Below are 11,631 nucleotides of genomic sequence, written 5' to 3' on the forward strand. Positions count from 1 at the left end.
GGATGAATGAACAAATTCCGCATGATAAGGGTCTTGATAATAGTCTGGCTTTATTACGCGATGGATATGTATTTGTGAAAAACAGAGCGGAGAATTATCGCTCGGATGTGTTTCGCGCCCGTTTATTAGGGAAGACATTCATTTGTATGAGCGGAGCGGAAGCCGCAAAGCTTTTTTATGACACAGAACGATTTCAGCGGGAGCATGCCCTCCCCAAACGGGTGCAGAAAACGTTATTCGGAACAGGGGCAATCCAGTCAATGGACGGTGAACGGCATAAGCACAGGAAGCTTCTATTTATGTCGCTGATGACGCCGCCCCGGCAAAAACGGCTTGCGGAAGCGGTGGCAAAACAGTGGAAAGCATCTGCGGAAAAGTGGGAGGGTTCAAACCGAATTGTCCTTTTTGATGAAGCGAAGAAAGTGCTGTGCCGGGCTGCCTGTGAGTGGGCCGGCGTCCCGCTGAAAGACTCAGAAGTGAAAGAGCGGGCGGAGGATTTCACCGATATGGTAGACGCATTCGGCGCTGTCGGACCGCGTCATTGGAAAGGCAGAAGGGCGAGGCTGAAAACGGAGAAATGGATAGAGGAGGTCATTGAGGATGTGCGGTCCGGCAAGCTGCAAACGCCGGAGTGCTCAGCCTTGTATGAAATGGCTTTTCATACAGAACTTGACGGGAACAGACTTGATTCTCACATGGCTGCTGTTGAGCTTATTAATGTTCTGCGCCCGATTGCCGCCATTTCTTACTTCATTACGTTTTCAGCTCTTGCATTGCATGATTACCCTGAATATCGGGGTAAACTGAGATCGAGAGATGATCAGGAGGCCGAAAGATTTGTACATGAAGTTCGGCGGTATTACCCGTTTGCCCCGTTTTTAGGAGCCGTTGTGAAAAAAGATTTCGTATGGAAGAACTGTGAGTTTAAAAAGGGTGCATCCGTCATGCTTGACCTATATGGGACAAACCATGATTCCCGGCTTTGGGAGAATCCGAATGAATTTCGCCCGGAACGTTTTCAGGGGCGGGAGGAAAATAAATTTGATTTCATTCCCCAGGGCGGAGGTGATCCGGCTAACGGCCACCGCTGTCCGGGTGAGGGAATGACCGTGGAAGTCATGAAAACTTCCCTTGCGTTTCTTGCCAATGAAATAGAGTACGATGTTCCGTCCCAAGATTTGAGCTTCAGCCTGTCCAGAATGCCGGCATTGCCTGAAAGCGGATTCGTGATAAGTGATGTTAGACGCATATAGAACAAAAAACAGCCCTCTATCTTCATCCACAAGAGGGCTGTTTTGCTTTTACAGATGGTCCGGTTTTTTGGAATTCTGGTTTTTTCCCGCCTGCCGGTTTTTTTCGGCAAGCCGGTTCTTTTTCTGATTTACGGCGTTATTGTCCAACGGTTTTTTGTCATCATCTTTCATGCGGCAAAGCCTCCCTTCTGTCCGTTAGGATGCCCGCCCGCATTGAAATTATGGCTTCAGGAAAAAAATCGCGAGCGTGCCCGGCCCGGAGTGCGCGCCGATCGCAGAGCCGATTGAATGAAGAATGATCTCTTTCGGATGGAACGCTTCTTCAATCATTTCCTTCATCCGAAGCGCTGTCTCCTCGTTATCTGCATAGCTGATCCCCACGGTTTGATCCGCCCAATCGCCGCCTTCTTCCTTCATCATTTCTATAATCCGTTTAAACAGTTTCTTCTGTCCGCGCAATTTTTCGAGCGGCACGAGCCTGCCGTCATCCACATGCAGAATCGGTTTGATGTTCAAAAGCCCCCCGACAAAAGCGGACGTTTTTGAAATTCTGCCGCCCCGCGCGAGATAAGCGACATCATCGACCGTAAATATATGTTTCATCCGTGCGCAAAAGCTCTTTACAGACGTTTCGATTTCTTGTATTGTATTCCCGTTAACACAGAGTGTTTGCGCGTGCATCACCGCGAGGCCGCAGCCCAATGAAGCGCATTTGGAATCTACAATCCGTAAATCAAAATCGGGAAATTCCTCTTTTACTTCATTGGCGATCATTACGGCCGTCTGATAGGTGCCGGAAAGACCTGAGGAAAAGGCGATGTATATCGCCGGGTCTCCCAGTTCCGCGTATTGTAAAAATACTTTTTTTATCGTATCCGGTGATGCCTGGGATGTTTTCGGAACTTTCCCGTCCCGCATCGCTTGAAATATATGATCCGCCTGAATGGTGACCGCGTCCTCATATTCGTTTCCGTCAAGTGTTACGTGCAGCGGGATGAACCCGATCCGGTTTTCTTCAATATAAGATTTCGGCAGATCAGAGGCGCTGTCAGCAATAAGGTGAACTGTCATCATAATTCCCTTCTTTCCGATTGGTGAGAGTGATGCCAACTATATCATATAAATGTGGCAAAATAGTGTTCAAAACTTTATTTTAAGGGAAAAGCTAATAATGAAAATGAGCGGAGGAGCAAGCCATGGTACTAGAACAAGCAAAAAAATTAGCAATCGTCGTCATCGGCGCGTTTCTGTATGCGGCGGGACTGAATTTATTCCTGATACCGGCGAATGTATATGCCAGCGGTTTTACCGGTGTCGCCCAGCTGCTGTCAAGCGTCGTTGATCAATACGCCCCCTTTTATATTTCGACAGGAGTTCTCATGTTCCTCTTAAACATTCCCATCGGTGTGTTAGGGTGGCTGAAAGTCGGCAGATCATTCACTGTATACAGCATATTAAGCGTAGCGATGACGTCCGTCTTTATGGGAATTCTCCCGGAAATGAGACTGTCGCACGATATTCTTCTGAATACCGTATTCGGAGGAGTCATCTCAGCTATCGGCATCGGTTTAACGCTGAAATTCGGCGCTTCGACAGGCGGTCTTGATATCGTGTCGATGGTGCTGGCCAAATGGAAGGATAAGCCGGTCGGCACATATTTCTTCATTTTGAACGGGATTATCATTTTGACGGCAGGATTATTGCAAGGATGGGAGAAAGCATTATATACCCTTGTCGCTCTGTATGTCACAACAAGGGTGATTGACGCCATTCACACCCGCCACATGAAACTGACCGCCATGATCGTTACAAAAAAAGCCGATGAAATCAAAGAAGCGATTTACGGGAAAATGGTCCGCGGCATTACGACGGTGCCGGCAAAAGGCGCTTACACAAACGAACAGAAAGAAATGATGATCATCGTCATCACGCGGTACGAATTGTATGACCTTGAGAAAATCGTGAAAGAAGTCGACCCGAAAGCCTTCACAAACATCGTGCAAACGACGGGGATCTTTGGTTTCTTCAGAAAAGACTGATAGGAGCGGATAGAATGAAGTGGCTGTTTGGCCTGTTATTACCGGTCATTTTACTGATCGGATGCAGCAGTCAATCCGGGCAGAAGGAGCCCGCTGAGGAGGTATCCGGAGAGATGAATGAACAGCAAGCGGAATTAGCCGTAAACCCTGTGCAGACGGATCAGCAGATCGAATTTCAAATGTCTTTAAAAAACAAGAGCGGCAGCCCGATCGATTTCACATTCAGCTCAGGGCAGAAATTCGAATTGACCGTACATGACCAACATCACAAAGAACTGTACCGCTATTCAAAAGACAAAATGTTTACTCAGGCGTTTCAGACCGTGACCTTAATGCCGAATGAAACGTATGACTTTTCAGATGTGTGGAAGAACGTTCCCGGTCCGGGAACATACACGGTGACGGTGACGTTTTTAGGGAAGTCCGATCAGATCGGAAAAAGACTGAAAACGGTAAAAACATTTGAAGTAAAATAAATAAGCGGCGCCCTCGTCTTAACGGGGCGCCTTTTTTTATTGCAATTTCTCCAGCTGATCCTGAAATTGGTGCAGCTGCTGACGTTCTGCATCCGTCGAATTGGCGTACGCGGAAGACACGGCGTTTTTGGCGCGTGAAACAGCTTTTTCCTGATCGCCGTCCTCGAAACCGTTAGCAATCATGACGGCCTGCTGGACAAATGACTTGGCTTGAGAAAACAGTTCGTTTCTCATTAAAAGTCAACCTGCCTTTCAGCCGAATCTTTTGCTGCATCATGCTGTGCTTCCTCTAATGTAGACCGATATGGAAATCTTGCGTCATGAAGACTGACAGAGTCCTTGCCTTGCTGAATAAACCGTTTTGATTTGTTTCGTTTACCCATTGCAATGTCCCCCTTCCATATTTAGACGAGATGAGTCGTCTGTTTTAGTATGGGCGGAAGGCTTTGTGTTATGAGCGGCAAAACCTCACAGGGAGAAATAGGATTTTAAAAATTCGGCGATTCCGTCCGCTTCATTTGATCCCGTGACGCGGTCGGCGGCCTGTTTGACTTCATCCGTGCCGTTTCCCATCGCTACGCCGCAACCGGCAAACCGGAGCATTTCAAGATCGTTGTCTTCGTCGCCGAACGCGATGATCCGTTCTCTCGGCACTTGGTAATAGTCGCTGATTTTCTTCAGGCCGACCGCTTTATTCATCCCGTGTTTAATGATTTCAATCACATGCCACGGAGCCGCCCATCTTCTGTGGTCAATGACCTCGGCGTGCACATCGGATAAATGTGCTCGTATATCCGCGACGTCCTCTTCCTTCGCGTGAATCAATACGGACGTTACATCCTCCTTGACCGTTTCACGCAGATCGCCGAATGTGACATTCGCCGTATTCATATGAAACGCCTCAATTAAATGCTCATCATGATAATGGAAGTACACATCGTCAATGACCTCAGCGAGCACATTATGTATTTGATAGGTCTCTGTAAGTTCGGCAAGCTGTCTGACCACATCGACCGATAAAGACGTGTGGTAGCGTCCCCATGATTCGTCTTTCGGGTGGTGGACAAATGCCCCGTTAAAATTGACAATCGGCGTTGTCAGCCCAAGCTCGTCATAATACATCGAACTGGAACGGAAAGGGCGCCCGGTTGAGATGCAGACATGATGGCCCGCTTCTTTCAGCTTCTGAATCGTCCGTGCCGTTTCAGGGGAAATGGTTTTATCGTCTTTTAATAAAGTTCCATCCAGATCTAAGGCGATGAGATAAGGTTTTGTCTCCATAAATAACTCCTTTTGTCATATAATTTGCTGTTTTTCACTTATGTACAGTGTAGCTTTTTACCATCTTTATTGTCTACATGTTACACTTATGATTATGGTTATCCTAAGGAGGGAGTCAACGTGATTCTTATTGATCATCAAACCGTATCAGGCATTCCGTTTTTACATATTGTAAAAGAAGAAAATCGGGACCGTCCCGCTCCCCTTGTTTTCTTTATTCACGGTTTTACAAGCGCGAAGGAGCATAATCTTCATTTCGCTTACCTGCTTGCTGAAAAGGGCTTCAGGGCGGTGCTGCCGGAAGCTCTTTACCACGGTGAACGCGCTGAACAGCTGTCAGCAGAAGAGCTCGCCGTCCATTTTTGGGACATTGTATTAAATGAAATTGAGGAGCTTGACGTGCTGAAAAAGGATTTTGAAGCGCGCGGTCTGATTGAAGACGGGCGGATCGGTCTTGCGGGCACGTCAATGGGCGGAATTACGACATTCGGCGCGATGGCCGCGTATGATTGGGTCAAAGCCGGCGTCAGTCTGATGGGAAGCCCGAACTATACGGCATTTTTTCAGCAGCAGATTGACCACATTCAAAAGCAGGACATTGACATTGACGTCACAAAAGAACAGGTCGATGAACTGTTTGCGCGGCTCAAACCGTTCGATCTCAGTCTGGAACCGGAAAAACTCCGCAGCCGCCCGCTGCTGTTCTGGCACGGCGTTCAAGACAAAGTCGTTCCGTATGCACCGACCCGCGGCTTTTATGAAACGATTAAACCTCATTACAGCAGCCGGCCTGACCATCTTCAGTTTCTGAAAGACGAACGGGCTGATCATAAAGTCCCGAGATACGCCGTTTTAGAAACCGTCGCCTGGTTCGATAAGCATTTATAAAGCACAATGGTGTTAACAAAAGCCGCTTTTACGTTATACTGAGGAAAAAGGAGTGATGGAACGTGGAAGAAGCATTAAAAGAAAACATCATGGGCGCCTTGGAGCAGGTTGTTGACCCTGAGCTCGGCGTCGATATCGTCAATCTCGGCCTTGTATACGACGTTGATATGGATGACGACGGCCTGACGCATGTTACGATGACACTGACATCAATGGGGTGCCCGCTCGCTCCGATCATCGTCGACGAGGTGAAAAAAGCGCTCGCCGACATTCCGGATGTAAAAGAGACGGAGGTCCACATCGTCTGGAATCCGCCTTGGACAAGAGACAAAATGTCACGCTACGCAAAAATCGCATTAGGGATTCAGTAATAAGAAAATGCACCTCGGATTTTAGGTACATCCTAAAGTTTGGAGGTGCTTTTCTTTTGTCTGCATTTACAAGGAAAAAATCAACGCGGATAAGCGACAGTGAGGGTTTGTTTTGGATCGCAAACAAACCTTTAAATATAAAATTTCATATGAGGTTTATCTTTTTTGTAATAGGACAGTCTGTCTTGGAGTGTACCTGTGTGGAATTCAAATTTATGCCCATCGGGATCAGTAAAATAAATTGACTTATGATCTTGCTTATCCCTAGGACGCCCATTTAATATATTTACATTTAGATTTTTTAACCTATGATGTATTGCATCAAAATCTTTTGGGTCAATTGTAAAGGCCATATGCGTATAAGATTTATGTATTTCATTTCTTGGTATATCCGCCTCTAAGTTAAGTGCAAGCCAAAGCCCGTTCAGATCAAAATATGCTGTCTTTTGTCCTTTAACCAGGAGTTGTGCATGAAATACTTGTTCATAAAATTCTATAGATTTTTCCAAATTTGAAACAGAAAAAAGAAGATGATTGATTCCTTTTATGTTTATTTTCCCCACCTCATTTAACATGTTTGTTTTAAACAATTCCTTTGGTAATACATCTGCATATATATCGATTATATACTGACTAAAAAATCATTTTAAGGATTTCTGTGGATTTTTATGCCCGGTGTTTTCCGGCTGACCGTTTCGAGCTGTACTAAACATGATTCTGTCGGGCGCCGTTCTGTCTGCTTTGCCGCTGCAGACCGGCGAGCGGAAAGAAGGGCAAGTCACTAAAAAAACCCGAGTTTCCCACCATTTAGGGTTTTTTGCGGTATCGGGTTAAAAAGGAAAAAAACGGACGTGAGGCATGATATAATAGACCGGCTGCATGCGAGGGAGGAATCCATGAAGAAAAAATTACTTCTCATTATCCTTAGCATTCTTGTTTATACGGCGCTGTTCGCTGTTTCCGCTTTTCACAAAGAGCCGGTGCAGCAGGCAGGGACAATGACGGATGTCAGCCGTCTCATGCCCGTGAAAATTAAGCAGACGGTCAAAGGAAAAGAGAAAGAAACATTGGTCGAAACCATTAAGGAAGCAAAGAGAAAGCATCTGAAGATCTCAATCGCAGGCGCCCAGCACTCAATGGGCGGCCAGACGTATTATGAAGACGGTATCGTTCTCGACATGACGGGCTACAACAAAATACTCGGTCTCGACCGAAAGAAAAAAATCATCAGGGTGCAGGCGGGAGCGACGTGGAATGATATTCAGCGCTATGTCAATCCGTACGGGCTCGCGGTAAAAGTCATGCAATCGCAAAACATTTTTACGATCGGCGGCTCACTGAGCGCCAACGCCCACGGCCGGGATATCCGGTACGGTTCGCTGATTGATACGGTCAAATCGTTTCATCTTTTAAAGGCGGACGGCAAAGTCATCACCGTTACTCCGAAAGATGACCTGTTTTCAGCCGTCATCGGCGGCTACGGCCTGTTCGGCGTCATCCTTGACGCGGATATTGAGCTGACGGATGATGAGCTTTATGAAATGAAAACGAAACGCATGAACGCTGATACATACAGTCAATATTTTACGCAGCATGTTCGGCGCAACCCCGCCGTGCGCATGCATCTCGCGCGGATCGCAACAGGGGATAAAGGCTTTTTGCACGATATGTATGTGACTGATTACACACTCTCAGACAACCAGAAAGAATTAAAGCGGCACAATGAACTGAAAGAAGATGAGCATCCGGCGCTGACGAAATTCGCGCTCGGCCTCTCCCGCCGGTATGACTGGGGCAGAAATTGGTTCTGGTCAACCCAGCAGTCTTATTTTTTCAGCCAAAACGGCGTGAAAGTCTCCAGGAACAATGTCATGCGGTCAGAATCGAAATTTTTGGAATATGAAAACACGGACAACACCGATGTGCTGCAAGAATACTTCGTGCCAGTCGGCGAATTTGCGCCGTACATTCATGATTTACGCAAGACGCTGTCACATGAAGATCTCAATCTCGTAAATATTACGATCCGCTACGTGCAAAAAAATGAAAAAGCCGATCTGTCATACGCAAAGGAAGACATGTTTTCACTCGTTCTTTTAATCAACGAAGGGTTTTCAACAGACAGCCAGGCGAGTGCGGCGCGTATTGTCAGAAAAATGACGGATACGGCATTGCGCCACCGCGGCAGTTATTATCTCCCGTATATGCTGTATCAAACGAAAGAGCAGATGCGCGAGGCATATCCGAAAAGCGATATGTTCTTTCAGAAAAAACACAAATATGATCCGGATGACTTGTTTATGAATTATTTTTATCAGAGGTACAAATCATGAAACACAACCATTTAAAATGGCTGATCCTGTCTCAGAGCAGTGTCTTTTTTGCCGGCAGCCTGATCTTTCCGTTTTATATTTTATTTATTAAAAACATCGGTTCCAGCTACACGCAATTCGGTCTCTCATACGGCTTGTTTGGCTTGAGCGGCGCATTGATTCATCCGCTGCTCGGCCGGCTGTCGGCAAGACTGGATTCCCGCTGGTTCCTTATGGCAAATTCGTGGGGGATGGCGGTGCTTCTTCTGACGCTCCCGCACATTACCGGCGTACACCAGGTTTATGTTGTGCAGGTGCTTTTGGGCCTGTTCGGCGCGATGCAAAAACACGGCGAGAAAATCATGATCGCCGATTACACCGACGGCGGGGAGCGGGGAAAAAAAGTCGGCAGCTATCATTTCTGGACGGCCGTATTTTCAGCTGCCGCCATTATTCTCGGCGGGTTTCTCGCTGATTTCTTTACGGTTTATATTATTTTTTACGCCAGCTCCGTGCTGTTTTTTATAAGCGGGCTGATGATGCTGAAAAAAACAGGCTGATCCGATCAGCCTGTTTTTCTTATGCCCCCCTCGATCGAGAGGGGGGTTTTTGTCAGCGAAAACAGATGGAAAATGAATGAAAAAATATTAAATATACAATTGAATTAATTTTTATTCATGTTATAATGTTAAATAATTTCACAAAAACCAAGAAGGTGAACCCGTTGAAAATAGGTATTATAGGCGCGACTGGTTATGGAGGCGCCGAACTTGTCAGGATTCTTAACCATCACCCTTATGCAGAAGATTGTATATTATATTCATCGAGCGACGAAGGAAAAGAATATGCCGCTTCATATCCGCATTTGAGGAATATAGCGTCACAATCACTTCGGCCGCTTCATATAGAAACGATCCGAAACGAAATTGATGTCATGTTTATAGCCGCGCCGCCCGGCGTTTCCGGAGAGTGGTCGCCCAAGCTGGCGGAGGCGGGTATCCCGGTCATTGATCTATCCGGCGATCTGCGGATTCAAAACCCGGCCTTGTATGAAAAGTGGTATAAGCGGAAGGCCGCTCCGAAAGGAACGATTCAAAGCGCGGTTTACGGTTTAGCTGAACTGCAAAAAGAAGAGATTCAGACTGCAAAGCTGATTGCCAATCCGGGTTGTTTTCCGACGGCTGTGCTGCTCGGGCTCGCCCCGCTGGCGAAGAATAAGCTTTTACAAGATTCATTTCTGATTGTTGATGCGAAAACGGGCGTATCCGGCGCCGGCCGAAAAGCATCCATGGGCACTCATTATTCTGAGCTGAATGATAATTTCAAAATTTATAAGGTTAATGAGCATCAGCATACTCCGGAAATTGAACAGCAATTAGCGGCTTGGCAGCCCGGCACAGGCCCGATCACGTTTTCCGCTCATTTGGCGCCGATGACAAGGGGCATTATGGCGACGATGTATACGGAGGCTCCTCCGGGTATGTCTGCTGCACAGGTAAGAGAATTGTATTCCGAATTCTACAAAGATTCATATTTTGTCAGAATCAGGCCGGAAGGTGAATTTCCGGCGACGAAAGAGGTATACGGCAGCAATTTTTGTGATATCAGTGTCACTGTGGATGAAAGAACAAACCGTGCCACCATCGTTTCTGTCATAGATAATCTGATGAAAGGCGCCGCAGGGCAGGCGGTTCAAAATTTAAATATCATGAATGGCTGGCAGGAAGAAACGGGACTTACGATGACGCCAGTCTATCCATAGAACGAAAGAGGGATTCAAAAATATGATTCAGCTGAGTGAGGAAATCACGAAAATAAAAGGCGGCGTATCCTCGCCGAAAGGATTTGAGGCAAAGGGCGTGCACTGCGGTCTGCGCTATTCAAAAAAAGATCTCGGAGCGATTATCAGCGAAGCGCCTGCAGTCAGTGCAGCGGTATATACGCAGAGCCATTTTCAGGCAGCACCGCTGAAAGTGACGCAAGCCAGCCTGAAAAAAGAGGGTGTGCTTCAGGCGGTTATCGTCAACAGCGCGATTGCCAACGCCTGTACGGGAGACCAAGGATTAAAGGACGCCTATGAAATGCGGGACGGCTTCGCGAGCCAGCTCGGCATTGAGCCGGAGCTTGTTGCGGTTTCGTCAACCGGGGTGATCGGCGAGCTTTTAGACATGAAAAAAATTCAAGCGGGCATTGAACAGCTCGGTCAAGCGCCGTCCGTGTCCGGAGCATTTGAAGAAGCCATTTTGACGACGGATACAGTGACGAAACAGACGTGTTATGAACTGGTGATCGGCGGAGACATCATCACGATCGGCGGAGCGGCGAAAGGCTCCGGCATGATCCACCCCAACATGGCGACAATGCTCGGCTTTGTCACAACGGACGCGGCCGTGGAAGAACAGGCGCTCAAAAACGCGCTTAGAGAGATTACGGATGTTTCATTTAACCAAATCACCGTTGACGGAGAAACATCGACGAATGACATGGTGCTTGTGATGGCAAACGGCTGCGCGGGGAATGATTGCCTGACGGATCAGCACCCTGACTGGCCGGCTTTTAAAAAGGGATTAAAGCTTGTATGCGAAGACCTTGCCAAAGATATAGCCAGAGACGGTGAAGGAGCGACGAAATTAATTGAAGCCAGAGTCGAGGGCGCGAAAAACAACCTTGAGGCGAATATTATCGCCAAAAAAATCGTCGGCTCAAGCCTTGTGAAGACCGCCGTTTACGGCACAGACGCCAACTGGGGGCGCATCATCGGCGCAATCGGGCACAGTGCGGCAAGCGTAACGGCCGAACAAGTGGAAGTTTTCCTCGGCGGCCAGTGTCTGTTTAAACACAACGAACCTCAGCCGTTTTCGGAAACTGATGCCAAGGAGTACTTATCAGGTGATGAGATTACGATTGCAGTCCGCCTGCAGGAAGGCTCCGGCAGCGGCCGGGCATGGGGCTGTGACTTAACCTATGATTATATTAAAATCAATGCGAGCTATCGCACATAACAAAGGGGA

Annotated in this window: 15 protein-coding genes; 9 read left to right on the forward strand and 6 right to left on the reverse strand. The window is 47.3% G+C overall.

Annotated features, from left to right (window positions below):
- The first annotated feature begins 2 nt into the window (after positions 1-2).
- The gene (locus NSQ37_RS11045; RefSeq protein ID WP_106080425.1) at positions 3-1,253 is read left to right on the forward strand and encodes a cytochrome P450; all 1,251 of its coding nucleotides are present in this window, start codon (positions 3-5) and stop codon (positions 1,251-1,253) included.
- Positions 1,254-1,301: 48 nt separating this feature from the next.
- Here the strand turns inward: NSQ37_RS11045 and NSQ37_RS11050 are convergent, their stop codons facing one another.
- A complete protein-coding gene (locus tag NSQ37_RS11050) occupies positions 1,302-1,424 on the reverse strand; it encodes a hypothetical protein (RefSeq protein ID WP_003155105.1) in 123 nt (40 codons plus the stop codon).
- A 48-nt stretch (positions 1,425-1,472) separates the two neighbouring features.
- On the reverse strand, positions 1,473-2,324 hold the full coding sequence (locus NSQ37_RS11055; RefSeq protein ID WP_172868876.1) for a DegV family protein: 852 nt from the start codon (positions 2,322-2,324) through the stop codon (positions 1,473-1,475).
- 125 nt (positions 2,325-2,449) lie between these two features.
- On the opposite strand from NSQ37_RS11055, the gene NSQ37_RS11060 reads away from it, so the two are divergent.
- On the forward strand, positions 2,450-3,292 hold the full coding sequence (locus tag NSQ37_RS11060; RefSeq protein ID WP_007610547.1) for a YitT family protein: 843 nt from the start codon (positions 2,450-2,452) through the stop codon (positions 3,290-3,292).
- A gap of 14 nt (positions 3,293-3,306) precedes the next feature.
- Entirely contained in the window at positions 3,307-3,768 is a 462-nt protein-coding gene (locus NSQ37_RS11065) for a BsuPI-related putative proteinase inhibitor (protein ID WP_007409142.1), read from the forward strand.
- 36 nt (positions 3,769-3,804) lie between these two features.
- Here NSQ37_RS11065 and NSQ37_RS11070 read toward each other — a convergent pair whose 3' ends face one another.
- The 3 genes from NSQ37_RS11070 to NSQ37_RS11080 all read right to left on the reverse strand — a co-directional run bounded on the left by NSQ37_RS11070 (position 3,805) and on the right by NSQ37_RS11080 (position 5,049).
- On the reverse strand, positions 3,805-4,002 hold the full coding sequence (locus tag NSQ37_RS11070) for a DUF3813 domain-containing protein (RefSeq protein WP_003155097.1): 198 nt from the start codon (positions 4,000-4,002) through the stop codon (positions 3,805-3,807).
- Entirely contained in the window at positions 4,002-4,151 is a 150-nt protein-coding gene (locus NSQ37_RS11075) for a hypothetical protein (protein WP_003155094.1), read from the reverse strand. Before NSQ37_RS11075 ends, NSQ37_RS11070 begins: the two co-directional genes overlap by 1 nt.
- An 85-nt stretch (positions 4,152-4,236) precedes the next feature.
- A complete protein-coding gene (locus NSQ37_RS11080) occupies positions 4,237-5,049 on the reverse strand; it encodes a Cof-type HAD-IIB family hydrolase (RefSeq protein WP_007409141.1) in 813 nt (270 codons plus the stop codon).
- Positions 5,050-5,169: 120 nt separating this feature from the next.
- On the opposite strand from NSQ37_RS11080, the gene NSQ37_RS11085 reads away from it, so the two are divergent.
- Both NSQ37_RS11085 and NSQ37_RS11090 read left to right on the forward strand, forming a co-directional pair.
- Positions 5,170-5,937: a prolyl oligopeptidase family serine peptidase gene (locus NSQ37_RS11085; protein WP_007409140.1), complete on the forward strand. Its 768-nt coding sequence runs from the start codon at positions 5,170-5,172 to the stop codon at positions 5,935-5,937.
- Positions 5,938-5,999: 62 nt separating this feature from the next.
- The gene (locus NSQ37_RS11090) at positions 6,000-6,308 is read left to right on the forward strand and encodes a metal-sulfur cluster assembly factor (RefSeq protein WP_003155088.1); all 309 of its coding nucleotides are present in this window, start codon (positions 6,000-6,002) and stop codon (positions 6,306-6,308) included.
- A gap of 131 nt (positions 6,309-6,439) precedes the next feature.
- Here the strand turns inward: NSQ37_RS11090 and fosM are convergent, their stop codons facing one another.
- Positions 6,440-6,883: a FosM family fosfomycin resistance protein gene (fosM, locus tag NSQ37_RS11095; protein ID WP_198161194.1), complete on the reverse strand. Its 444-nt coding sequence runs from the start codon at positions 6,881-6,883 to the stop codon at positions 6,440-6,442.
- 321 nt (positions 6,884-7,204) lie between these two features.
- Between fosM and NSQ37_RS11100 the strand changes: the two genes are divergently transcribed.
- The 4 genes from NSQ37_RS11100 to argJ all read left to right on the forward strand — a co-directional run bounded on the left by NSQ37_RS11100 (position 7,205) and on the right by argJ (position 11,622).
- Positions 7,205-8,641, forward strand: coding sequence for an FAD-binding oxidoreductase (locus NSQ37_RS11100; RefSeq protein ID WP_251248639.1), 1,437 nt, complete (start codon positions 7,205-7,207; stop codon positions 8,639-8,641).
- Positions 8,638-9,180: an MFS transporter gene (locus NSQ37_RS11105; RefSeq protein WP_012117271.1), complete on the forward strand. Its 543-nt coding sequence runs from the start codon at positions 8,638-8,640 to the stop codon at positions 9,178-9,180. The genes NSQ37_RS11100 and NSQ37_RS11105 overlap by 4 nt, the downstream gene beginning before the upstream one ends.
- A 164-nt stretch (positions 9,181-9,344) precedes the next feature.
- Positions 9,345-10,382 (forward strand): N-acetyl-gamma-glutamyl-phosphate reductase, encoded by a 1,038-nt coding sequence (gene argC, locus NSQ37_RS11110; protein ID WP_076423869.1) that lies wholly within the window; start codon positions 9,345-9,347, stop codon positions 10,380-10,382.
- 22 nt (positions 10,383-10,404) lie between these two features.
- Positions 10,405-11,622, forward strand: coding sequence for a bifunctional ornithine acetyltransferase/N-acetylglutamate synthase (argJ, locus tag NSQ37_RS11115; RefSeq protein ID WP_015239557.1), 1,218 nt, complete (start codon positions 10,405-10,407; stop codon positions 11,620-11,622).
- Positions 11,623-11,631 lie beyond the last annotated feature (9 nt).

The organism is Bacillus sp. FSL P4-0334 (assembly GCF_038004825.1).
Taxonomy (GTDB): domain Bacteria; phylum Bacillota; class Bacilli; order Bacillales; family Bacillaceae; genus Bacillus; species Bacillus velezensis.